This window comes from Serratia sp. JSRIV001 (genome assembly GCF_019968745.1).
GTDB lineage: Bacteria > Pseudomonadota > Gammaproteobacteria > Enterobacterales > Enterobacteriaceae > Chania > Chania fonticola_B.
Genome location: NZ_CP074147.1, coordinates 2,833,125 through 2,857,304, shown reverse-complemented (window position 1 = coordinate 2,857,304; position 24,180 = coordinate 2,833,125). Strand labels below are relative to the sequence as shown.

The following is a 24,180-nucleotide window of genomic DNA, read 5'->3' as shown; positions in this document are numbered from 1 at the left end:
ATCAGATTGTGATAACGCCAGTGGCAATGCTGTAGATTGCAGCAACGGCGGCGACCATAACGATTACAAAGAGCCCCATCTCGGCCGGGGTGAACACTTTGGCGTGCTGTTCACGTTTGGCCATAATGTATAGCAGCGTGCCTGGGCCATAGATGATGGCGGAGAGCAGCAGATACTTCATACCACCGGCGTACAGCATCAGCAGTGCGTAGAAGGTGGCGATCAGCGCGAAGATCAGATCCTTTTTATGATCGCGTTTGTCGGTTTCGTAGGTTTCGCCGGTCATGGCCAGCTTCAGCCCATAGGCACCCACCAACAGGTACGGGATCAGCGTCAGGGAACTGGTCAGTTCGAGCGCCAGTTGGAAGGCGTAATCACTAAACAGCGTCAGGATTAAGAACACTTGAATGGTGATGTTGGTCAGCCAGACGGCAGAAGAGGGCACCGCATTGCTGTTTTCGGTAGCGAACACTTTCGGCATACTCTTGCTTTTCGCGGCGGAAAACAGCACTTCTGCCGCCAGCAAAGACCAGGAGAGATAAGCGCCCAGTACCGAAACAATCAGGCCCACGCTGATGAAGATTGCCCCCCAGCGCCCAACGATAGCTTCCAACACGCCCGCCATTGAAGGTTGGCGTAATGCGGCCAGATCGGGACGGAGCAGCACGCCGTAAGACAGCATAGTGATCAGCACCAACAGGCACAGCACCCCGATGAACCCCAGCACCGTGGCAATCCCCACGTGACTGCGTTCTTTGGCATAGCGGGAATAGACGCTGGCACCTTCAATCCCGAGGAAGACGAATACCGTTACCAACATGGTGCTGCGCACCTGGCTGAACAGGGATTCGGGTTCCGCGGTCGGGACGATGGCGGCGGCGGCATGACCTACATAGCCGTAGTCGTTAAGGTGAGAGAGATCGCCCACGCTTGCCAAAGAGGCTGCAGAGGCTGCGGTCTCTGGTGTTCCCCAGAAGTTGAGTGCAAACACGTCACTTTTGAAGGCAAAGATCAGCACAATGATAAAGATGAGGATCGGCAGGATTTTGGCGATGGTGGCAATGGTGTTGATCGCCGCAGCGCTTTTAACCCCGCGCAGTACCAGAATGTGGAATCCCCAAAGAATGACCGAGGCAAACAACACCGCGGGAATAGTATTGCCGTCGCCAAATATCGGGAAGAAGGCCCCCAGGGTAGATTTGATCAGCACAAAGTAAGAGACGTTACCAATACAGGTCCCGGCCCAGAAGCCAAGTGCAGAGGCAAATCCTAGATAATCACCGAATCCGGCTTTGGCGTAGATAAACACGCCGGAATCGAGTTCGGGTTTACGTTGCGCCAGCGTTTGAAACACAAAGGCCAGCATTAACATCCCGCCGCCCGCAATACACCAGGCTATAATGGCACCAAACCCTCCTGTAGCGCGTCCAAAGGTGGCCGGTAAAGAAAATATACCGGCCCCTATCATGGAGCCCACTACCAGTGCGGTGAGTGACCATAGGGACAGTTTATTCGTTGATGAGCTCGTCATGGTTTTCCTTACTGACACCAAGTCAAATAAAGTATTGCGTAATTAAAGGATAACGTTACCAACCGACTTACGATTAAATCATAGTCATAACCGGCAAATTTTCCTGTCGCAAATAACTTTTTTCTTCAACATCAGCACTGTTGATTCCGATTGCAGGTGAAATGCTGTCGCCTGACGGAATAAAAAACCAATTACGAGAATATTCTTGATTAACAATCCTTTAAAGCTAATGAAATTAATGATAATGCTTTATTTTGGCGGGTTGTAACTTGCAGATATAATTATATTTGTGATTTTTTTAAATAAAATCAATCACATGATAAAAAGTAACGGGTTGTTACTGGCTTGGGGGTTCAATGTGTTTCAAGCATAAAAATGCAGGTTGTATAAAAATAGTTAATATATCAAAACCTGTCTATCGGATTCTAGGAAAACTCCTATGATATGAGTAGTCATTCGGATCATGGTTAAAGATGCGCGTTGTGCAGTGAGTGTTAATGTACTAAGATTATTTTTATAAAAAACAGTAGGGTGTGTCACGTCAACCCGGTGATGGATGGAAAACCATGATCAACAGTGTCAGCCAGCAGGCATTAAAGAGTTTAAGTTGTTTTGCCGCCGTCACCTTCTTCTCGACCAGCCAAATGTGTGCCTTCGAGTGTTTCCTCCATGCGAATACCATGGGCATATTGTACTTTGTATCTATTATCGCCAAGCCGTTGTTTTTTATCATTATCGGTTATATGGATGAGGTGGAGAAACTCACCAGGCAAGAAATCATGGTGAAAATAAAATCCATTATCCTGATCATGATTTTCTGGAACATTGTTTCATCCTTGATCAAAACCCAATACATTCATCAGGGATATATTCTACAAAATGGCATATTACTCAACATGGGGGTCATCTATTTAATTTACCCCATCATCCTTAAGGGTATTAAACATTTGAAAATCACTGCGGCCGTGTTTGCCGGGCTGGTTGCCGTTATTGCCCTGTTGGACATTTTCAGCCCGTTGGATACCCAAGATGACCCGCTGTTTATCTCCAGTTATTCGTTTATTTGGGTCTGGGGCGGCTACTACATTATTGGCCATGTGCTGGGGGAAGCACCGGGTCGCAGGTTCACCAAAAAACCCAGCGTGCAGTGGGCCGCCAGGCTGCTGGTGATCCCCATCGGTATCTCCATGTATTTCTACGAACTTTACCTATCAACCCATACCCAGATCAGCGTCGCCGGCTGGTTTGTATTGGAGCACTTGCACCTGTTGGGCATGAGCCTGGCGCTGTTTATCCTGTTTGATAATATCGCCATCAAGAGCCGATTGCTTACCCGCGTTGTGGAGTTTATCAGCCCGGCGATGGTGGGCGTCTATATCGTTCACTACAGTGTGTTCTATTTCATTACTACGCTGTATGACTTCAATGACGCCACGCTTAAATTCACCTTACTGGTCCTGGTTTTTGTGGCCTCGGTATTGGTTTCACGGTTGTTTTTACTCAACCGCTTTACGGCTCGGATTATCTCCTTCTGACGGGGCAGCCACCGGGATATGGCGAATATTAAAGCCGGTGATGCCTAGTGCCAGAGTGATCAGCGGTGCGGCGATATTAAAGATGGCAAACGGCATGTAGGCCATGGTCGAGACACCCAGTACCGCAGCCATATAAGCGCCGCAGGAGTTCCAGGGGATCAGCGGTGAGGTGACAATCCCGGCATCCGAAACGATGCGCGACAGGTTCTCAGGCGCCAGCCCCCGCTTGGCAAATTCGGCACGGTACAGCCGGGTAGGTAGCAGCAGCGCAATATACTGATCGCCCGCGGCAATATTCAGCCCAATCGCGGTAGCAACCACCGAGGTAAACAGCTTGCCCACGGTTTTGGCCCGCAGCAGCAGCGGCGTAACCAGTTTGTTCAGCAGGCCGAAGTCATCCACCATAATACCAAACGTCACCGCGCCGATAATCAGCCAGATCGTAAACAACATGCTGTCCATACCGCCGCGTGACAGCAGGGCATCAATCTGTTCTATACCTGAGTTCTCCTGGAAGCCGGTCGCCATCGCCAGCCAGGCCGCCTTGATGGCCAACAGCGGGCTGGCAAGACCGGGTTCGACAATAAAGCGTTCGATCACCTGCGGTTGCATAAAGGACGTCATGATCCCCGCCATCAAGGCCGAGCACATGATGGCTAACGGGGCGGGCACCTTGGCTACCGATAATGCCAACAGGAAAACCAGCGGCAACAGGTTCCACGGGGTGATGTGGAATAGTTCGTTAAAACGGGTCAGTTCGTTGTTGGTGATGGTGGCATCAAAGGCACTGTGCTGATTTAGCCCTAACAGAATAAAACCGATCAGGGCAATGACCGCCGCCGGAATGGTGGTCCAAAGCTGGGCGCGAATATGTTTATACAATTCGACGCCGTTGAGTTGAGCGGCCAATACGGTACTTTCAGACAGCGGCGAGATCTTGTCACCCACGTAAGCCCCGGAAATTACGGCACCAGCAGTAATTTCTGGTGATATCCCCAGCATATTGGCCAGCCCAACCAACCCGACTCCCAAGGTGCCCGCCGTGGTCCAGGAGCTGCCAATACTTAAAGAGACGCCAACGCAGACCAAAAAGGCTATCGGGTAGAACCAGTTGGGGGTGATCATGATAATGCCGTAATACACCATGGTAGGAATGGTGCCGGACATGTTCCAGGTGCCAATCAGCGCCCCAACGGAAAACAGGATAAAAATGGCCCCCGAGATGGTGGCAATGCCTTTGCGGCCAGACTCGGAAACCTCCTCCCAGCTATGGCCATTCTTCAGGATGACCATAGCGGTGATCATGGTGCTTAGGATGATGGCCACCTGCAAAGGACCGTTGACGGCTTCAAGTCCAAACAGAGCAACGGAAGATCCGACCAGCAAAATCAACGTCACTATCGGCAGTAGAGCATCCAGATAGCTTGGGGCTTTAACAGGGCGGGGAGTTTTAGCTGATTTGCTCATGGGCACGGCTCCACAGACAGTTAAGACAGGAGAGTTCAGGCAACGGCGATACCTGCGGTAGCTACTGCGGTAAGTATAGCCATGGGCGGCATAGGGCAATGATTATTTTAATTATTGCGGGTCAGCGTTGAAGCTTTGTAAACGTGCAACGATCTGCCGATCCAGTGGCAGGCAGCGGAAATCGGTCATGATCTGCAGCTCTGCCGCCGAATTGATGGCGGTAAGGTAGCTTTTTCGGAACTCGGTTGGCGTCATGCGGCAATATTTGTTAAAGGCAAAAATCAGCTGTTTATGGCCGCTGAAACCGCAGGTGTAGCTGATGTCGGTGATCGGGATATTGGTGTCTTTCAGCAGCAGTTTGGCCTTATTAATTCTGATCATGGTCAGATATTCTTTAAAATTGTAGCCGCTGATCTTTTTGAAGATACGGGAAAAGTGGTGGTAGCTGACGCCAGCGTGCTCGGCAATGGTGGCCAGGTTGAGCTCATCGTCAAAATGCTGGTTGATAAACTCAATACCGTATTTGACCAACTGTTGGTCTTTTTTCCTGACGCCAACCTGCTGTTGATCTGCCTGGTTTGGCGCTGCGGCGGCAAGCGTGCCCAACAGATGATAAACCAGGGCAATGCGGGTAAACGAGGGGGGTGCGGTGACCAGGTTATCGAGCAGGGCGATCACGGCATTGCTAATTTGCCGCTCTGTTGCGCGGTCGCCCTGATTAAATATCAGCGGGGCCGGATGGGTTTCATCAAACAGATGGGGGGAAAACTGGATGGTCAGCAGTTGGCTGTTTGGGGCGCGAGCTTCAAGAGAATGAATTTCATCCGGGTTGATATACAACATGCTGCCCGCACTGGCTACCGAGGTGGCATGGCCTAGGGTCACGGAAAACTCGCCGGACAAGATGCAGATCAGCTCAGGGGCAGAGTGCCAATGGGGTTCGCAGTAGTAAACCTCGGCGGCGAAAACGTTGAGCTTTTCGGCGTCAAACGAGATCAGTTCATAGCCGCTGCCCTCATGGATCGCTGCTTGCGCCTGCGGATGGGATTGCGGCTTGGGTTGCCGGGTGACAGAGAAAGGAAACATCGGCTTATTTATCCCCAGAGGCTGGTGATGAAAATACGGGGGTGGGATCTTTCTCCCTCACCCTAACCCTCTCCCCAAGGAGAGGGGACAGCCCGTGCCACCGTGTGATCCCTGTGTTCAACCTTTGCATCGAACCAACACCTCATACCTATCGCTCTTAACCAAATTACATCACCGTACCAGCTCCCTCTCCCTGTGGGAGAGGGTTGGGGTGAGGGGCTGGCGGCTCAATGGCTCCCAGCAGGCTCCGCTAATACAGCCTCCAACTCCTGCTGAGTAATAGCAATAGCCAGGAACTCCGTCAGGGCGATAAACAGGCCGCAGAACAGATCCGGAGCAATCGCGATGAGCTTTTCGCGCATCAGCGCCTCCGGCATGCCGTTTTTGCTGACCAATAACTTCACCACGCGGTCAAAAGCCGGCGGGGTAGCGATCAGCTGTTGCAACGAATTATCCACCTTTAGCGGTAAATAATAGGGCTTGGCGCACAGCTTGACCACCGTGCTCAGTGCAATATCCCGCGAAGAACGCGCTACGTGAAGCTGGTACTCGCCAGGATCGACCACCCAAGCGGCCATGCCTGGATGGAAACAGGCAAAGTCCGGCCATTCGAGCGTCATAGTCACCATTTTGCTTTCACCCGCCTCAAGGTGCACTTTGGCAAAGGCTTTCAACGCCAGGACTTCACGTGCCAGATCTCCCTGCGGTGCAGTCAGGTAAAGCTGTACGATCTCTTTACCGGCCCGATCGCCACGGTTGGTCACCTCAACGCTGACGGTTAAGGGCTGCCCCTCCTCAAGTTCCGTGACCGAAGTCGCCAGCTTGGCATAGCTAAACTGGCTATAGCTCAGGCCAAAACCGAATGGGAACTGCGGCGTCAGCTTACGTCGGTCGTAGTAGCGATATCCGACATACAGCCCTTCGCTGTAGTGATGGCGCAGGTTTTCACCTGGGTAATCGAGCCAGGCCGGAGTTTCTTCCAGAGTGTTAGGCACCGTAACCGTCAGCTTGCCACAGGGGTTGGCCCGGCCAAATAGAATATCCGCCACCGCACGGCCCATGCCCTGGCCCGCAAAGAAGGTCTCCAGCAGGGCTTTGCAGTCTGATAGCCAAGGCATCACCACCGCATCGCTGTTAGCCAAAACGACCACCACATTAGGCTGCCGTTTGGCTACCGCACGGATCAGCGCTTCATGGCTAGGCAAGATATTCAGATCCCGGCGATCGCCGTTTTCGCCATCTTCGCCAATGGCAGTGCTGACGAACACCACGGCAACGTCCGCCTTGCTGGCTAGCTCAACCGCATGTGCCTGCGCTTGCGGGTCGACGTGATTATCATCGGGTGTGCCGATGGCATAATCGATCTGGAAGTCGTTACCAGCCACCTCGAAAATTTCATCCAGCGGACGATCGAGCATGTAAGGCACGGTGGTAGCACAGCCCGAGCCCTGGATCACCGGCTCCTGCGCCGGTTTACCCAATACGGCGATGGTGGTTTTCTTGCCGGCTTGCAGCGGCAGGATATTCCCTTCGTTTTTCAATAACACCATCGATTCGACAGCCAACTGTTGTGCCAAGCGATGATGTTGCGGGTAATCGGCCTTGGTGCCCGGCTTGCGGTGGCGCTGCACCTTGTCGAGCAGGGTTAACATCCGCAAGCAGGCTGTATCGAGAATCTCTGTAGGGATCTCTCCGCGTTCGATCGCTTGCAACAGCTCCTGTTTATCACGCTGGGTTTCCGGCATGGCCAAATCGTTACCCGCCAGCAAAGAAGCGGGCCGGTCTTTGATGCCGTACCAGTCGGACATCACCAGCCCATCATAACGCCACTCATTGCGCAGCACCTCGGTTAGCAGCCAGTGATGTTGCGAGGTTTGCACGCCATTGAGCCGGTTATAGGACGACATCACCGTCCAGGGGTTGGATTTGTCGATTGCCCGCTTGAATCCCGAGAGGTAAATCTCCCGCAGCGCCCGTTCTTCCACCACCGAATCCATCTCGGTGCGGCGATATTCCGAGTTGTTGGCGGCAAAGTGCTTCAGGCTGGCACCCACGCCACCGTCCTGCAGCCCGTTGATCAGGGCTGCGGCCACGTCACCGCTGACCACCGGATCTTCCGAGTAATATTCATAGCCACGGCCTGCCAAAGGCGTGCGGCGAATATTGATACCCGGGCCAAGCAAAATACCGACGCCCATCTCCTGGCACTCTTTGGCCAACGCCTCGCCCATTTGGTACACCAGGTCCACGTCCCAGCTACAGGCCAGAGTAGAACCATTCGGGAAGCAGGTAGCCGGTTTGGATTTGCTGAACAGCGCCTCAGAGCCACCTTTTTGTTCTTCCTGCTCTACCTCGCCTGCGCTTTGCCCAATCACGGCGAGAAAATCGCTAATATGCCAATTTTCCCCTTGTTCGATCTGGCTGGTGCTGTAACGGACGCCGTAGGTGCCATCCGTCATCACAATGTCGCTAATGCCATGCTGCGGGAAACTGGCTGTGCGCCACAAACCGCTACCGCTGAGCAGCGCCACTTTCTCTTCGGCAGTCATGGCGGCAATGATGGCGTGGAAATCTTTTTTCATAGGGATACCTGCTGGTTACTGCGCGCTAGCTTTGCGCAATTCAATGTCTTTGATGATATTTCGGTAGGTGTGCTCATCCAACTGGTAGAAGAAGATAAACAGCATACCCAGGGCAAACATCAGGCCGGGGAACAGCGTCATCATCATATTGATGCCGTTGAGCGCGTTGGCGCTGATATGCTCGGACGAATAGTCAAAGTAATCGAGCATCAAGCCAGCACAACCGCCGCCAATCGCCATGGCAATTTTGGTGATGAAATTAAAGAAGCCATAAATTGCCCCTTCGGTACGTACGCCGTGTTTCCATTCGGCGTACTCCACGGTATCGGCAATCATCGACCACATCGCGACAAAGCCCATCCCCAGAGTAATGCTGTACAGGCACACGCCGGTCATAATCAGGTAGGCGTTATCTCCTGCCAGGAAGTATTGGAACAGCAAGCCGACAATCCCGATCAGCAGCCCCAACTGGACCATTTTCTTTTTGCCCATCAGGCTGATGATTTTTTCTGAAATCACCGTCCCCACCACATAGGCCGCAGATTGGATGATGAAGAATTTGGCGGTAAAGCTTTCATCCCCCAGGGTGTATTTGATGAAGTAGATCGCAATGGCCATCCATACCGTATAGGCGATATAGAAAAACACCGTGAACAGGGAAAGATGGATTAACGGCAGGTTGCCGGAAACGGCGGTGATCATCTCTTTAAGCGTGGGAGCCTGTTGATCTGGCAGGCTTTTCACCCGCTCTTTGGTCATGCCAAAGCAGGCCAGGAAGAAAAAGGTGGCCAACAGGCTAAAGCAGCTGACGGCAAACACATAGCCCATCTTCTGATCGGTAAACTGTGAAATCAGCATGTCGGCAGTGGTCGAGACAATCAAGTAACCCACGATGGCCAACACAAAGCGGTAAACCGACAGCGAAGCCCGCGAGCCTTCGTGCTGAGTCAGCATATTGGTCATGGCCGAATAGGGCGTGTTGACCGCCGTGTAGGCCAGGCAATAGAGGGTGTAGGTGATCAGCGCGTAATAAAATTTATAGTCACTGTCGAAGGTGCTGAAACACAGGACCGTCAAGATCCCCAAGGGCACCGCGCCGTACAGCAGGTAAGGGCGCAGCTTGCCGTGCCGGGTTTGGGTTTTATCAATAAAGTAACCGACAAAAATATTAAAAATCGCATCCAGTACACGGGCGATCACAAAGATCAGGCTCGCCTGTACCGCGCTGATGCCGTAAATATTGGTATAAAAAAACAGTAAGAACAGGGAGACAAAGCCAAACGACAGGTTAGAGGCCAGATCGCCGAAGCCATAGCCCATCTTTTCCCGTACGCCGACCTTCACATAACTGTCTGAGACGATTTCTGTTGTTTTCATTTTACTTACTCACTCAGGTTGATTCGCCTTGAGTATACCGAGAGCGCCAAGAGTGGCTTGCCAGCGGTTGTTTATACAGTTCCTATTTTTTGCTCGCCCCCGGCTTTGTCACGGAGTTGTGAGAATGCTCACAGGTATTGCTAAATCGAACATGTTCTATCGTAGGACGCACGCTCTTACACATGGCGTTTAGTGCACTTATAAACTGCATACCCTGCGTCTTCCGCCATGTCATGGTTTGCCCTAGGCTGACTGAAAATTTATTCAGGAGCCCAACCACCATGAAAACCGACGCACCAAACGTCCTATCTCTTTCACCCTCAGCCCTGCGTGGCGGGCTAATCAGCCTGGCCTTGCCAACGCTGCTTTCCTCGCTAGGCAGCAGCATCACCAACGTCAGCCTACCCACATTAGCGCAGGTGTTCGGCGCTTCGTTTCAAGATGTGCAGTGGGTGGTGATCGCCTATCTGCTGGCGATCACCACGCTAATTGTGGGCGTCGGGCGGTTGGGGGATATCATCAGCCGTCGCAAGTTGTTACTGGCCGGACTGGGCCTGTTTATGCTCGCCTCGCTGGGTTGTGCTGTCGCTCCGACCATCTGGTGGCTGATTGCGGCCCGCGTTGCGCAAGGGTTAGGGGGAGCAGTGATGATGGCCATCACCCTGGCGCTAGTTGGTGAAACCATCAGCAAGGATAAGGTCGGACGGGCTATGGGGTTGCTTGGCACCTTGTCCGCAGTGGGGACCGCGCTTGGCCCTACGCTGGGTGGCGTTTTGATTGCCGGGTTCGGCTGGCAGTCAATTTTCCTGATCAACCTGCCGCTGGGGGGCGTTGCGCTATTTTGCGTTTATCGCTATCTCCCGCAAACCGATCCGCAGCAGGTAACAAAACAGAGGAGCTTTGATTTCGTTGGAATGGCCTTGCTCGGTTTGACGCTGGCGCTATTTTCGCTGGCCATGACGTTAGGGCACGACCATTTCGGCTCGCTCAATAGCCTGCTGCTGGGAACCGCCGTTGCGGCCAGCACGTTCGTCTGGGTTGAGAGAAAAGTGGCAAGCCCGCTGGTCCAACTGGCCCTGCTGCGTCAGCCAATCCTGAGCAGCGGCCTGCTAACTAATATGCTGGTGAGTGCGGTGATCATGACGTCCTTCGTGGTAGGGCCGTTTTATCTTGCACACGGGCTAGGGTTAGCGCCACAGCAGGTTGGCTTGGTAATGTCCGCCGGGCCGCTGATCGCCGCATTGGCAGGTGTGCCATCGGGATATCTGGTCGACCGCTTCGGGGCACCGCGGATGATTAGCCTGGGATTACTTGGAGTTTGCCTGGGAGCATTAACCTTATCGATGGTGTCACCTACGCAGGGCGTTTTGGGCTATATCTCGCCGATCTGCCTGATCACCGCAGGCTATGCCTTATTCCAGGCGGCCAACAACACGGCGGTGATCAAACAGGTTGGCATCGAGCGGCGTGGGGTCGCTTCTGGTCTGTTAAATCTGGCGCGCAACCTTGGCTTTATCATCGGGGCTTCCGCCATGGGGGGCATATTCGCCTTGGCCTCGGCAACTAGCGATATACGGTTAGGGAGCGCGGTAGGTTTACAACTCACCTATCTGGTGGCCGCCATTTTAGCGGGGCTCGGGTTGTTGATGGCGCTGTGGAGTCAGTTTTATCACAGAGGGCAGCCTGTCACACAAGGGTGACGTTGTCACCGATGCGACTGCCACCGACATCTCTTTCACAATGGTTCGCGGCCGCGCTACGATGATGTATCTGGCCCAGCCTAACTTTAAGAGAGAAATGATGAACCAACCTATTGCCACCGTGGCCTTGGAAAAGGCCTATCGCCTGCTTAATCACGGCCCAACGGTGTTGGTATCCGCAGGCCACGACGGTGTTATTGACGTGATGGCCGCCGCCTGGGCCTGTGCGCTGGACTTCTCGCCGCCGAAGCTGACGGTTGTGCTGGACAAGATGACCAAAACCCGTGAGCTGATCGAGCAAAGTGGGTGCTTTGTGATCCAGATACCCACTGCGGCTCAGCTACAGCTGACCTATGAGGTCGGTAACCGCAGCCTGCATACCGAACCCGACAAACTGGCAAACTGTGGCGTCGAGTTGTTCAGTTTTGACGATCGGCCACTGCCTTTTGTGGCCGGATGCTCCGCCTGGCTGGCGTGTCGGCTGATCCCGGAGCCCCATAATCAGCAGGCCCACGATCTGTTTATTGGCGAAGTGACCGGTGCCTGGTCCGATACGCGGGTATTTAAAGATGGCCACTGGCATTTTGACTCAGCCGAACCTGCGCTGCGCAGTTTGCACTACGTTGCCGGTGGGCAGTTTTACGCCATCGGTGAATCACTGATGGCCAAGGTGAAGTGACCATTGCGTGAGGCATTAACAACGGTTAAGCGGGTGATACAGTTGCACTGTTATCTTTAAGAGGGGCCGTGGGCGCAGCATGTGTGCGCATCGCTTTGTCATCAATCTTACCGCATGGCGTTTTTCCCAAATTCCATGCGGTCCCTCTATTCATAGCCTAAATATCTGATAACTTAATCCCACGCGTTATTTTATGGAAAATTGATCCCCAGGGAGACAGCGGTGCGTCATTTCGAATTCAAAGATGATAAATCAAACAAATTTTGGCAAATCGAGCAGTCGGACAGTGATTTAAACCTGCGCTGGGGCAAGATTGGTACGCAAGGGCAAAGCCAGACCAAGAGTTTTGATAACGAAGCCAAGGCCTCGGCTGCCATGACCAAGCTGGTGAAGGAAAAAACCGGCAAAGGCTACGTTGAAATCGCCGTTGATGAAAACGCCACGATTGGCGCCACAGCGCCAAAACCGAAGGTCGAACCAGCAGAAAAACCCCGCGCTGAGTCCATAAGCGATACCCCAGCAGAAAGTGCGCCTCCGGTCTCTGCTGCCACCATACTCTCGCAATCCGTGACCTCTTCGGACATCGCTAAACCTGCGGGCGAAACACCACCGTGGTTAGCCAATGGTGAACCGATTTCCTTACCGAAGAATTTAAGCGTTCAGGCATTGGCCAACCGCGCCCATCCGGGCGAAAAGCCAGAGCTAAACGATAAGCAGAGCTGGATCAAGCTTCGCAACCACCTCTATAAAAGTGACGATTTTCAGACTGACTTTGACTCCTCGTCTGCGGAGTTGCGCCAGACTTATGTTGCAAGCTGGCAACGGTTGGCCGATCAGCAGATGGACGGCACCATTGAGTCAGATGCGGTGTTGTTTGCCCTGGCATGCAATGCCGGTAGCAACCGTTATTACGGCGATAACAAGACAGATATTACCGACTTTTTAGTGGCCAGAAAGGGATTGCCGTACGCGATTGATGTGCTGTTACTGGCGCAAGGGATCTGTGTTGAATCAAACTGGGATAGTGATGCGCAAAAGCACAGTTACTACCTCAATACAGATATCGTAGATCCGCTAAGCGGTTCGTGGATGTCCCCTTATAGCTGCGCTGAGTTGCATTTCCGTAAGTTCCTGGCTTGTGCCGATGAGGCCGAATGGCAGATTTGCGTGGATAAACTGCTCGCGGGCTTGCCGCAGCTGCATGTTAGCCGCCAGCCGTTGATTGCCTTGTTACTGCCTGAACGCCCAGATATCGCGAACCGGTTAGCCGGTGAGTTGCTCCAACAAGGGGATAGTGACGTCACGCCATGGCTACAATTGGTCGCCACCGACGAGTCTGTCCTGAAGTCTTTAGGCGTAATGAGCCGTTCTACCTATCGTCATGCTGCATTCCTTAACTGTGAATTTAGTATCGCTACGCTGATTGCAGAGCGCGGCGTTAACGCGGTACCGATCCTGGCCTACCAGCCGGAAATTACCCTTACCGGTGATGCTCTGGCCTGTATTGGTACGCCAGCAGCAATTACCGCGCTGGCACAGGTTTCCGGCCAGGGTAAAGCGTTTCTGGCGCGGTTTATCGACGCCGCGCACCGCTGGCCGTTGGCATCGATCCCGGCGCTTGCCGAGCTGTTGGCCTCTAACAATAAAGACAGCGGCATGCTGAGCGCTTGCTTAAGCAATCTGCTGCTGGCCAATCCTGAGCAAGTGGCCCAGTTGCTTCCCTGGATGAGCGGGGCCGCGCAAGCCCAGGTGCAAGATTTGATTGCCCGCGTATCTGGTCCGGTTGAATTAGCCGATGAAGCTGATTTACCCCTGGTGCTGGTCAGCCCGCCTTGGCTACAGAAAAAGAAAAAACGCGAAGCGGCAGTCCTGGTACTTGAGCCACAGGTGCTGGCACCGGTACTCGATTTAACCGATGAAGAGAAAAAACGGTGGTTAGCGCTGAATGGCTGGGAAGAAAAACGCTATCAGGCTGCCGCAAAAAATATGAACACGCTGGCCAATGAGCTGGGTTTCCAGATTTATCAATCAGGTAACAGAAAGAGCCAGAACGAAACGGCAGCCATTGCCATCAGAAACCGCGATACCCAGGGCCTGATCGATGCCTGGAAGGCTCAGCTTGAACAAACCAGTTGGTCAAACTTTAGTATGCGCTTTACCTCTCTGTTGCCCGATGAGATGGCACTGGCGTTATGGAGCAGTTTATCTACTCACCAATGTAGCGGTGAGGAGTATATGGTGGCCAAATTTGGTGAAGCGGCGCTACCTGGCCTGATCAACGCGGTGCGCTCTCGCCCAACAGAACTGACCAATGTCTGGGGTCACGTGGGCGCCAGCGAATTGGCCCCGCTGATTGCCCGTGCCTACCTCAAGCTGAAAACGCTGCGTAGCGAAGCCCAACAGTGGCTGTGTAAATATCCGCACCATAGCGCTATCGGCCTGATCCCTGCGGCATTAGGCAAAAAAGGGGAAGCCAAAGATTGTGCTACCTCGGCGTTACGGATGCTGGCCACGCAGGGGCACGAAGCGTTGATTATGCAGACCGGTGAGGCTTACGGCGATCCAGAGGTAACCGACGCACTGCGCGCTATGTTGGATGAAGATCCGCTCGATCGCTTCCCGAGTAAAATCAGCAAATCTCCTGACTTTTATCAACCCGCTGGCTGGCGTCGTCCGTTACTGAAAACGAGTAAAAAAGCCTTACCGGACAGCGCGCTGGAACACTTGGGAACCATGCTGCGCTTCCCGGTCAGTGAGGGGCTGTATGAAGGGATCAATCAGGTAAAACAGGCTTGCGATCCAGACTCACTGGCGGACTTTGCCTGGGATATGTTCTCGGCATGGTTATTTGCTGCAGCGCCGTCAAAAGAGGGCTGGGCCTTTATGTCTCTCGGCCTGTTTGGTACCGATGACACCGCACGCAAGCTCACGCCGTTTATTCGTGCCTGGCCGGGAGAGGCTCAGCACCAGCGGGCGGTTAACGGCCTGGAAGTGCTGAATCAGATTGGTTCCGACGTGGCGCTGATGCTGCTGAACGGTATCGCGCAGAAGGTCAAATTTAAAGGCTTGCAGGATCGGGCGCGGGAAAAGATTGCGGCCATTGCCGAAGCCCGCGAGTTAACCATTGAGGAATTGGAGGATCGTTTAGCGCCGGATTTAGGGCTGGATGAAAACGGCTCGCTGCGGCTGAACTTTGGCGATCGCCAGTTTACCGTCAGCTTCGATGAAACCCTGAAACCGTTCGTGCGCGATATGGATGGCACCCGCCTGAAAGACCTGCCGAAGCCGAAAAAGACCGACAATCAGGAACTGGCCAATGAAGCGGTGAACATCTTCAAGCTGCTGAAAAAAGATGCCCGCACCGTAGCCGCCCAGCAAGTGGTGCGCCTGGAAATTGCCATGTGCCAGCGTCGCCGCTGGACACCTGAGCTGTTCGAACTGTTCTTGGTGCGCCATCCGCTGGTTCGCCACTTGGTGCAACGCCTGGCTTGGGGCGTCTATCTGGTGGACGATGATTCTACACACGGCGGCAAATTGGTGGACTGTTTCCGCGTTGCCGAAGACGGCAGCCTGACCACCGCAGAGGATGATGAATACACCTTGCCGCAGGGCGATAACGTGCGCATTGGTATTCCGCACGCGTTGGAGTTGCCTGAGCACCAGGCGGCAGGTTTCGGCCAGCTGTTTGCCGACTATGAGCTGTTGCAACCGTTCGTCCAGTTAGGCCGTGATACTTACAGCCTGACCGAACAAGAGCGGGAAAGCCGTGAGCTGCTGCGCTGGAAAGGGGCCGTAGTCCCCACTGGTCGTATTCTTGGGCTGGCTAACAAAGGCTGGCGCCGTGGCGATGCCCAGGACGGCGGCGCGATCATGGACTTTATCAAACCCATCGATCGCCGGTTAGGGTTTAGCCTGTCCTTTGAACCCTGCATTATCGTGGGCATGGTCGATGAATACCCTGAACAGACGCTGGAGACGGTGGTGATCGACGACGGCCAGTATTACTGGCAGCGAACCGAAGAACGCAAACCGTTCACTATTGTGGATGACATCGTCATCAGCGAACTGATCCGCGATATGGAAGCCCTGCGCGCCTAAGCTTGCCTTGATCCCGACGCATGTCGGGATCGTACCGCCTACCAAGAGAATCCATCCCTATGTCTGAACAACAAAAAATGCAGCGGCCACCAGCGGAAGTTCAATACGCAGAACAACTTGCCCTGTTGGCTGAATTGGATAACCAACCGCGCCCGCCGGGCTGGGCACTGAGCCTGAATGCCGCCCGGCGCTTTATTCTGGGTGACGAAAAGTTGGGCATTGAGCGCAAAATTGTCGCCGACGTGGCCTCGATTGAGCGGATGCTGGTGACGCTGGCGACTGGCCGCGGCCTGATGTTGGTTGGTGAGCCGGGCACCGCCAAATCCATGCTGTCTGAACTGCTGGCGACCGCCATTTCTGGCACCTCCAGCCTGACGATCCAGGGCGGGGCATCGATTACCGAAGATCAGATCAAGTATTCATGGAACTACGCCATGCTGATTAACGAAGGGCCCTCGTTGAAAGCGCTGGTTCCGGCACCGCTTTATCAAGGCATGCGCGACGGCAAAATCGTGCGTTTTGAAGAGATCACTCGTGCGCCGTTGGAAGTGCAGGACTGCCTGCTGGGCATGTTGTCCGATCGCGTGATGACCATCCCCGAGCTGAATGATGACCATAACCTGCTGTATGCGCAGGAAGGGTTCAACATTATCGGTACCGCCAACACCCGTGACCGCGGCGTGAACGAAATGAGTGCCGCCCTGAAGCGCCGCTTTGATTTTGAGACCGTATTTCCGATCATGGACTTCCAACAGGAACTGGATTTGGTGGCTACGGCGTCCAACCGGCTGTTGGAAAAGAGCGCCATTCCTCATACCGTCCCCGTTGAGGTGCTGGAACTGCTGGTCACCACCTTCCGCGATCTGCGCGGCGGTGAGAAATCAGCGGGTAAAGGCGGCGACAGCGCCATGGATCGGTTAACCGCCGTGATGTCGACCGCCGAGGCGGTGAACGTAGCCCATGCGGTGGGAGTGCGGGCGTGGTTTCTTGAACAACGCAGCGGTGAGCCTGCCGATCTGGTGGAGTGTATCGCCGGGACGGTGGTCAAAGACAATGCGGACGATCGGGCAAAACTCAGGCGCTATTTTGAGCAAAAGGTGGCGAAAAAGCCCGGCAACCACTGGCGAGCCTATTACCAAGCCAGACACCGTTTGCCTTAAAGGCGCTGCGTAATGAATAAATCACCGGAAATCATCGGTATTCGCCACCATAGCCCGGCCTGTGCCCGGCTGGTAGCGGCGAGAATTAACACGCTAAAACCGCGCTACGTGCTGATAGAAGGGCCGATGGACTTCAACTCCCGGCTTGATGAGCTGTTTTTGCCCCATAAGCTGCCGCTGGCTATCTATAGCTATGGCGTGCCGCAACAGCCTGGGCAGGGCGTGCGCAGAGGTTCCTGGTCACCGTTTGCCGAGCATTCTCCAGAGTGGCAGGCTCTGCAACAAGCGCGGGCGATCAAGGCGGAAATACGCTTTATGGATCTGCCGGCCTGGCATGCTGCGTTTGCCGATATTGCTAACCGCTACGCCGATTTAGCCGATGCTGAACAGCAGCAACGGGCAGAGGATTTTGAACAGGCACTGAGCCAAGAGCTGGGCATTCAGGGGAGCGATGCGCTTTGGGATCGGTTATTTGAAGATCAGTGCGATGTGAGGGAGCTGGAACAACGTCTAAGCCACTATTTCGAACGGCTGCGCGGAGAGGTTCCCGGCTCGCAGGGCAACCAGGATCGTGAAGCAATGATGGCCCGTTGGATCCGCTGGGCCATGGATCAACGGGACGGGGCCGTGTTAGTGGTGTGTGGCGGCTATCACGCACCTGCCTTGATGAAGCTGTGGCAAAACCTCCCCAGTGAAGAACATGAGCCTGAACTGCCCGCTATAAGCCAATGTTTTGACGATTGGCAAGGCGATACTCAATACACCACCGGCTCTTATTTGGTGCCCTACAGCTATAAGCGGCTGGATGCTTTCACCGGCTATGCCTCGGGCATGCCGTCACCGGCGTTTCAGCAGTGGGTGTGGGAATTTGGCTTGGAGCAGGCAGGACTATACGCTTTCCAGCGCATACTAGAGCGGTTGCGCAAGCTTAACCTTCCGGCGTCGACCGCTGATATGGGTGCAGTTTATCTACGGGTTCAGGCACTTGCGCGGCTGCGCGGCCACCAGTTGCCGTTACGCAATGATTGGCTGGATGCCATGGCCGGTTCGCTGGTGAAAGAGGCGATGGATGTCCCGCTGCCGTGGACCTATCGCGGTCCTTTACGGCCAGGAACCGAACCCATCCTGGTACAAATGATGGCGGTATTGGCCGGAGAGTCTCACGGCAAGCTGGCAAACAATACGCCACGCCCACCGTTGTTGATTTCGCTGGAGCTCGAACTTGAACGGTTGGCGATTACGATCCCCTCAGAGGTCAAGCTCGACCTGCTTAAACCTGAAGATCGCCAGCGCAGCAGAGCCCTACATCAGTTATTGCTATTGGCGATCCCGGGCATCCACTGCCTGAAGGGCGTTGGGCAAGCCATGTCGGGTGAAATGAGCGAACACTGGCAGCTTCGAGCACCGCTTGAGCAGGTTGCTGCGCTGATTGAGGCGGCCTCCTACGGCGCTACGCTGTCCGATGCGGCACTGGCCAAGCTGGAAGAAGCCTTGCTGGAGTTGCACGGTAGCCAGGGGATAGTGGTGGCGCTGGTTAAATTACTGAATCAGGCGGCGTTGGCCGGGCTGGCGGATTTCAGCAGCCGAGTAGTAGAACAGCTTACTGCGGCGGTGAGCCAGGAAGGGAGTTTTGAGGACCTGGGCTTGGCGCTGGAAGCTGCCCACACGCTGTATCGCCACGGTGAAAGCGTGGGTATGCAAGGATCAGCGATCTTGTTGACGGTGATCCAGATAACCTTCGACCGCGCGCTGTGGCTATGTGAAAGCTATGGCGGCGTGAACCCCGCCGACAGCCATCGGCACATTGCGGCATTTCAGGCGATCCGTTTGGTGACGCGGGATCTGCTCGCACTGCCTGATACCGACCGCAATACGTTATTTCCCACGCTGGAAGCCGATCGCGCGCTCACCGTTTGGCAAAGAAAAGCCGCGTCTACCGATGCCGATCCACTAAGCCGTGGTGCGGCTTTGGGCGCATTACTCAGCCTGAATGACACCCATCCTGATACCATATCACCGATCGCACAGCCGCTAGCGCTGCTGGCCACCCTGGCAGCCAATAAAATGGGCGATGCGCTCAGCGGATTAATTGCGTTGGCGCGCCACCACTTGACCCAGGATTTAACCTTTGTTCACGGCCTGAACCAGCTGGTTACCGCACTGGATGACGAAGACTTCCTGCTGGCCTTGCCCGCGATGCGCGGTGCATTTGCCTGGCTGCCACCAAGGGAGCGCGGTGAGTTTGCCCGCCAGATACTGGAGCTACATCAGGCGAGTCATCTACCGGTTTCGTCGTTAAATCGCGAAATTACTGCCGCAACGCCTCAGGAGATTGCCGCTATGCAGCAGGCAGAAAAGCGGGCGCTGGAAATCCTTGGCCAATGGGGGCTGGTGTAATGGCAAATCAATTGACTCCAGAGTTACAGCGCTGGCGCTTGCTGTTAGGTGAAGCCGCCGAGGCCTCGCTGGGTGAACTAGACGATCACTATCGCTCAGTTGATAGCGCTCTGGAATGGCTGTATGGCCGGGATCCGGAACGTTTGGCCCGTGGTGAACGCGGAGCCAGCCTGGGTAAATCCAACCTGACCACGCCTGAGTGGATTAATGAGATCCACCAGTTGTTCCCCAAAGAGGTGATCGAACGGCTGGAAGTGGACGCGGTTGAGCGCTACGGCATTGACGATGTGGTCACCAATCTTGACGTGTTGGAACGTATTGAACCCTCGGAAGCGTTACTGAAAGCGGTGTTACATACCAAACACTTGATGAACCCGCAGGTGTTGGCCGCCGCACGCCGGTTGGTGGCGGAAGTGGTACGGCGGATCATGGAACGCCTGGCGCGTGACGTACGTCAGTCATTTTCCGGCAGCCGCGACCGGCGCCGCCCCTCGCAGGCCAAAGTGGCGCGTAACTTTGATTTTAAACGCACCGTTGCCGAAAACCTGCACCGCTGGAGCCCGCAGCACGGCAAGCTGTTTATCGAAACCCCGGCGTTTATGAGCCGGGTTAAACGCCATAGTGAACGTTGGGACATCATCCTGCTGGTAGACCAGAGTGGTTCCATGGTGGATTCGGTGATCCATGCCGCCGTGATGGCGGCCTGCCTGTGGAATTTACCGGGCATGCAAACGCGGTTGGTCGCTTTTGATACTGCCGTGGTGGACTTGACCGCAGACGTCAGCGATCCGGTTGAACTGCTGATGAAGGTGCAACTCGGTGGCGGCACCAATATCGCCAAGGCGGTGGGTTATGCCCAGTCCTGCATCACCAATCCCCAACGCACGATCGTGGTATTGCTGAGCGATTTCTTTGAGGGCAGCAGCGAAAGTGAGCTGGTCCGGCGGGTGCGTACCTGCATTCAGACCGGAGCCAAAGTACTGGGGCTGGCGGCGTTGGATCATCAGGCCAATCCACAATACGATCGTGATATGGCTAACCGGCTGGTCGCGGTCGGCGCACAAATTGGCGCCATGACGCCCGGCGAACTGGCGGCCTGGCTGGCAGAAAAGGTACAAGGATGACTCAACGTTCCGATTTACTCGAACTCACGCCGGAAGCCCTGATGGCGTTAAGCAACGCGGGCTTCGTCAAGCGCGCACAGAAAGAGGTCGCAGAAGGAAAACTGCCTGAACTGACAGAGCGTGATGACGGCTGTATTGAGGCCAGGTTCGGCGACGGCAATCAAGTCACTTTTCCGCCAGGTAAAACCTTGCGGGATGCGACCTGTAGCTGCCCGGCCAGCAGCATGTGCCGCCATCGGGTCACGCTGGTCCTGGCCTATCAGGCGTTACATGCTAGCGGGTTGTCCCCAGAAGCTGACGATGTTCAGCCGCAAGAACCTGTACCAGCTTGGTCACCGGCCAGATTTAGCGAACAGCTTAGTGATGTCCCGCTCTCGGTCATTAGCCGGGCGAAAAAGTTGATCCAAGGCAGCGTCGTAGTGCAGTTGAGCAAAGGTAGCGGGGCGCAAGCCACTCCGTCAGCGCGTTTACCGATGTGTGACGTGCGATTTTTCTCCCGCAGCAGCTTGGCACATGCGCGCTGTGACTGTATTCAGGAGACGATTTGCGAGCATATTGTGATGGCGGTCTGGGGGTTTGAGCAGGCCGAACTCTGCCAGCCGGATTTTGAGCAGTTAACGCTGCAAATCCGCTTGCCTGACGGTGAACAGGCGCAGGCAAACGCCTTATTTGACCAGCCAGAGGCAGTGCTATTACAAACGTCGTTGGATAAATTGCTGCTCAAACTGTGGTCGGACGGCAGTAGCCAGCCAGAGAGGGCCATCAAACCGCTGATGGCGGAAGTGAGTCGCCATGCCCAGCAGCTTCAGTGGCGCTGGGTAAGCGAAAGCCTGGCGGATATTCAGCAAGGGATGGCCGATCAGCATAATCGTTCAAGCCGCTATCATCCGGTTGAATTCTTGCAGCGCATCAGCGGGCTTTCCGCCCGGCTAGTCGCGGCCAGGTGCATGGACCAACAGGCGCAGCAGCAGAGCTTACCACGCCTTCCAGCGGCTGAAATTCTTGGTCTGGGCGTCAAAGGTGAGATCCAACTGGAACATCTGAAACTGGTGTCACTCGGTGCACGTTATTGGGCCGACGAGCAGCAGGAAGGGGTGGATCTGATCTACACCGACCCGGACTCCCAAGCGCTGATGGTGATCGAACGCCAGTGGCTTAAAAATAGCGATCCACAAGGCGTGGCGACGCCGATAGGCAGCCGCAGGATTGCTGGTCACCCGGTAAAAAAACTGGCGGCTTGCCAGGTGATCACCAATGCCGCCAAGCGCCGGGCAAACGGGGCGTTGGACATTGCCAGCGGTAAGCAATATACCAGCGTGTTGCCGCTCTCTGCCCGTGCGTGGGAGCTGTTGGGGGAACCGCTCAGGCAGCCTGATGCCGCAGCGCTGAAACGTCATCTCCAGCAGGCATTGCCAGATTTTGTACGCCCCAGGCAGCCGATCGAACAGCTGCATATCTTACCGATTAGTGAGGTGCTCGACTGGTGCTGGGACCCGGCATTACAGTGCTTGCAGATTGATATCTTAAGCGGAGAGGATCGTGATGATAATTTTGTGACGGTGTCACTAAATTACGATAGTGCCACCCCTCAGGCTACAGAGCTATTGGCCAGGGCAATGCTCACGCCAGCAACTCCGCCACGGTTGATTTCGGGCAGGGTGAAGATCGAGTCAGGAAAGTTGTTTATCGAGCCGTTGGCCGTAGCCAGTGACACCCAGATATTCTCGCTGTGCGCCGATGAGGCTGAGCCTTTTCCAATGGATCGCCAGGCCGATCTGCAACAGCGTTCGGGTATACAGCAAGCGTTGGCAGACACCGAAACGTTACTGGCACAGTGGTTACAGCAGGGGATCCGGCATCTTGGGGGGCGTGGGATTGAGCGGGTGGAAATCCTGGCCGAGGCGCTAAATGGCTATGGCCTGATGCAGCTGTCTGCAGGGTTAAACGAGTTATCCGAGCGTATTCGCTCTAATAACCACACAGAATTAGTCCACCGGTTGATGACGATTTATCAAACGCTGCGCCTGGTGAAAGACCGGCAGAGTAATTGACTTTGACAGCGCCATGACAGTTCGACTAAGCTTGCCCCACTCATTTGGGGAGTAGCCTTCCTTCATCATGAAGGAGGATGTGTCAACATACTCAGCAAGTTGCTGTGGCACATCCGTCGATCAGATTGGCGAGACCATAGGGGTAATATTTCTTTTGGATTGGACGAGGAATATTACGCCATGGTTTACAACGTCCAGTCGGTATTTCCATCATGACCCTTTTTTCTGTTTTATTCTCAAATTACCTCAGCAAAAAACCGGGCAAATTGAGGGCTAAAGGATGACACTGTCATTTTTCCAGCTCGCGATATCCTTAATCATCATCTTGATTGCCTCTGAAATTTTCACCAATGCCCTGGAACACCTTGGCGAAAGGTTGAAGATCTCTGAAGGGGTAACCGGTTCGCTTTTTGCCGCTATTGGCACCGCCTTGCCTGAAACCATGGTACCCATTTTGGCTCTGGTTGCCGGCACGTCGGCGGCTAATGTTAACGAAGAGATTGGCGTGGGGGCGATATTGGGCGCGCCGCTGATGCTGTCTACGCTGTCTGTCTTTTTGATGGCTCTGGCTGTGGTAAGACGGCGGGGTATTAACGGGGCAATCACCCCAGAGCCCACCGGGTTTATACGAGATACGCATTTCTTCCTGCTGGCTTTTGTGTTAGCCGCAATCGCCTTGTTCATTCCTGTAGAGATGAAAGTCGCCAGGATGGGCGTCAGCGTGTTGTTGGTCTTGCTTTATGTCACCTACATGGTAAAAACCTTACACGCGTCGAAAAAATTAGTGGCTGAAGGCAATGGAACCGCAGCAGATAACGTCATGTTCTTATCCCGAGTGGGATTGCCCACCACGCTATTCACCATCATCCTGCAAACTTTAATTGGTTTGGGCGTATTGGTGGCGGGGGCTTTAGGTTTTATAGACGGTGTGGCCGCAGTATCGGAAAAGCTTGGCATCTCTGTGTTGTTACTGTCATTGATTATCATTCCTATAGCTACCGAATTGCCAGAGAAGGTGAACAGCATTCTATGGATTCGCAAAGGGAAGGATACTCTGGCATTAGGCAATATTACCGGCGCAATGGTTTTCCAAGGCACCATATTACCCGCCATCGGGATATTATTGACGCCATGGCAACCCCGGCATGAAGTGCTGATCGGGGTGTTTATTACGCTTTCATCGGCATTTTGGCTGTGGATCAACGCCAGAAACAAAAATCTGAAAGTGTGGATGCTATTTATTAATGGGGCTTTCTATTTTGCTTATATTATCGCCTCAATCTCATTTAGCGGCTAAATAATCAGATGTAGGTCAAAGCGATAACCCTGCTCACTCCCCCACGGAACTGATTGCTAACAGACCTTGACCTTCCCCTGGTGGGAAGGTTTAAGC

The 24,180-nt window shown here is 54.3% G+C and carries 14 protein-coding genes and 1 riboswitch; of the genes, 9 read left to right on the top strand and 5 right to left on the bottom strand.

Features of this window, described 5'->3' with window-relative positions:
• Nucleotide 1 precedes the first annotated feature (1 nt).
• Nucleotides 2-1,531, bottom strand: coding sequence for an amino acid permease (locus KGP17_RS13065; protein ID WP_059200835.1), 1,530 nt, complete (start codon nt 1,529-1,531; stop codon nt 2-4).
• A 566-nt stretch (nt 1,532-2,097) separates the two neighbouring features.
• Between KGP17_RS13065 and KGP17_RS13060 the strand changes: the two genes are divergently transcribed.
• Complete coding sequence (locus KGP17_RS13060; RefSeq protein WP_223499548.1) at nt 2,098-3,066, top strand: acyltransferase family protein; 969 nt, start codon at nt 2,098-2,100, stop codon at nt 3,064-3,066.
• On the opposite strand, the gene KGP17_RS13055 is transcribed toward KGP17_RS13060, so the two are convergent.
• From KGP17_RS13055 to KGP17_RS13040, 4 genes are all read right to left on the bottom strand, one after another.
• Entirely contained in the window at nt 3,028-4,533 is a 1,506-nt protein-coding gene (locus KGP17_RS13055) for a Na+/H+ antiporter NhaC family protein (RefSeq protein ID WP_059200833.1), read from the bottom strand. The genes KGP17_RS13060 and KGP17_RS13055 overlap by 39 nt on opposite strands.
• Nucleotides 4,534-4,644: 111 nt before the next feature.
• The gene (locus tag KGP17_RS13050; RefSeq protein ID WP_218519343.1) at nt 4,645-5,619 is read right to left on the bottom strand and encodes an AraC family transcriptional regulator; all 975 of its coding nucleotides are present in this window, start codon (nt 5,617-5,619) and stop codon (nt 4,645-4,647) included.
• A 227-nt stretch (nt 5,620-5,846) separates the two neighbouring features.
• Nucleotides 5,847-8,201 (bottom strand): beta-glucosidase, encoded by a 2,355-nt coding sequence (locus KGP17_RS13045; protein ID WP_223499545.1) that lies wholly within the window; start codon nt 8,199-8,201, stop codon nt 5,847-5,849.
• 15 nt (nt 8,202-8,216) lie between these two features.
• Entirely contained in the window at nt 8,217-9,578 is a 1,362-nt protein-coding gene (locus KGP17_RS13040; RefSeq protein ID WP_223499543.1) for an MFS transporter, read from the bottom strand.
• A gap of 281 nt (nt 9,579-9,859) precedes the next feature.
• Here KGP17_RS13040 and KGP17_RS13035 point away from each other — a divergent pair, with 281 nt between their 5' ends.
• The 8 genes from KGP17_RS13035 (at nt 9,860) to KGP17_RS13000 (ending at nt 24,084) form a co-directional block, all read left to right on the top strand.
• On the top strand, nt 9,860-11,278 hold the full coding sequence (locus KGP17_RS13035; RefSeq protein WP_223499541.1) for an MFS transporter: 1,419 nt from the start codon (nt 9,860-9,862) through the stop codon (nt 11,276-11,278).
• Nucleotides 11,279-11,378: 100 nt separating this feature from the next.
• Nucleotides 11,379-11,957: a flavin reductase family protein gene (locus tag KGP17_RS13030; protein ID WP_115158981.1), complete on the top strand. Its 579-nt coding sequence runs from the start codon at nt 11,379-11,381 to the stop codon at nt 11,955-11,957.
• Nucleotides 11,958-12,179: 222 nt separating this feature from the next.
• Nucleotides 12,180-16,055 carry a DUF4132 domain-containing protein gene (locus KGP17_RS13025; protein WP_223499539.1) on the top strand — a complete coding sequence of 1,292 codons (3,876 nt, stop codon included), beginning with the start codon at nt 12,180-12,182 and terminating at the stop codon, nt 16,053-16,055.
• 59 nt (nt 16,056-16,114) lie between these two features.
• Entirely contained in the window at nt 16,115-17,215 is a 1,101-nt protein-coding gene (locus tag KGP17_RS13020; protein WP_021806411.1) for an AAA family ATPase, read from the top strand.
• Nucleotides 17,216-17,227: 12 nt separating this feature from the next.
• On the top strand, nt 17,228-19,612 hold the full coding sequence (locus KGP17_RS13015; RefSeq protein ID WP_223499537.1) for a DUF5682 family protein: 2,385 nt from the start codon (nt 17,228-17,230) through the stop codon (nt 19,610-19,612).
• Entirely contained in the window at nt 19,612-20,736 is a 1,125-nt protein-coding gene (locus KGP17_RS13010; protein ID WP_223499535.1) for a VWA domain-containing protein, read from the top strand. Before KGP17_RS13015 ends, KGP17_RS13010 begins: the two co-directional genes overlap by 1 nt.
• A complete protein-coding gene (locus KGP17_RS13005) occupies nt 20,733-22,787 on the top strand; it encodes an SWIM zinc finger family protein (protein ID WP_223499533.1) in 2,055 nt (684 codons plus the stop codon). Before KGP17_RS13010 ends, KGP17_RS13005 begins: the two co-directional genes overlap by 4 nt.
• Nucleotides 22,788-22,820: 33 nt before the next feature.
• A riboswitch (yybP-ykoY riboswitch) is annotated at nt 22,821-22,917 on the top strand.
• A gap of 150 nt (nt 22,918-23,067) precedes the next feature.
• Entirely contained in the window at nt 23,068-24,084 is a 1,017-nt protein-coding gene (locus KGP17_RS13000; RefSeq protein ID WP_021806407.1) for a sodium:calcium antiporter, read from the top strand.
• Nucleotides 24,085-24,180: the final 96 nt, after the last annotated feature.

What these genes read in the sequence shown, in the direction of transcription:
- KGP17_RS13020 (WP_021806411.1), top strand. Translation starts at nt 16,115, where the DNA reads ATGTCTGAACAACAAAAAATGCAGCGGCCACCAGCGGAAGTTCAATAC.
- KGP17_RS13010 (WP_223499535.1), top strand. Translation starts at nt 19,612, where the DNA reads ATGGCAAATCAATTGACTCCAGAGTTACAGCGCTGGCGCTTGCTGTTA.
- KGP17_RS13000 (WP_021806407.1), top strand. Translation starts at nt 23,068, where the DNA reads ATGACACTGTCATTTTTCCAGCTCGCGATATCCTTAATCATCATCTTG.
- KGP17_RS13050 (WP_218519343.1), bottom strand. Translation starts at nt 5,619, where the DNA reads ATGTTTCCTTTCTCTGTCACCCGGCAACCCAAGCCGCAATCCCATCCG.
- KGP17_RS13015 (WP_223499537.1), top strand. Translation starts at nt 17,228, where the DNA reads ATGAATAAATCACCGGAAATCATCGGTATTCGCCACCATAGCCCGGCC.
- KGP17_RS13045 (WP_223499545.1), bottom strand. Translation starts at nt 8,201, where the DNA reads ATGAAAAAAGATTTCCACGCCATCATTGCCGCCATGACTGCCGAAGAG.
- KGP17_RS13060 (WP_223499548.1), top strand. Translation starts at nt 2,098, where the DNA reads ATGATCAACAGTGTCAGCCAGCAGGCATTAAAGAGTTTAAGTTGTTTT.
- KGP17_RS13055 (WP_059200833.1), bottom strand. Translation starts at nt 4,533, where the DNA reads ATGAGCAAATCAGCTAAAACTCCCCGCCCTGTTAAAGCCCCAAGCTAT.
- KGP17_RS13065 (WP_059200835.1), bottom strand. Translation starts at nt 1,531, where the DNA reads ATGACGAGCTCATCAACGAATAAACTGTCCCTATGGTCACTCACCGCA.
- KGP17_RS13005 (WP_223499533.1), top strand. Translation starts at nt 20,733, where the DNA reads ATGACTCAACGTTCCGATTTACTCGAACTCACGCCGGAAGCCCTGATG.
- KGP17_RS13030 (WP_115158981.1), top strand. Translation starts at nt 11,379, where the DNA reads ATGAACCAACCTATTGCCACCGTGGCCTTGGAAAAGGCCTATCGCCTG.
- KGP17_RS13040 (WP_223499543.1), bottom strand. Translation starts at nt 9,578, where the DNA reads ATGAAAACAACAGAAATCGTCTCAGACAGTTATGTGAAGGTCGGCGTA.
- KGP17_RS13035 (WP_223499541.1), top strand. Translation starts at nt 9,860, where the DNA reads ATGAAAACCGACGCACCAAACGTCCTATCTCTTTCACCCTCAGCCCTG.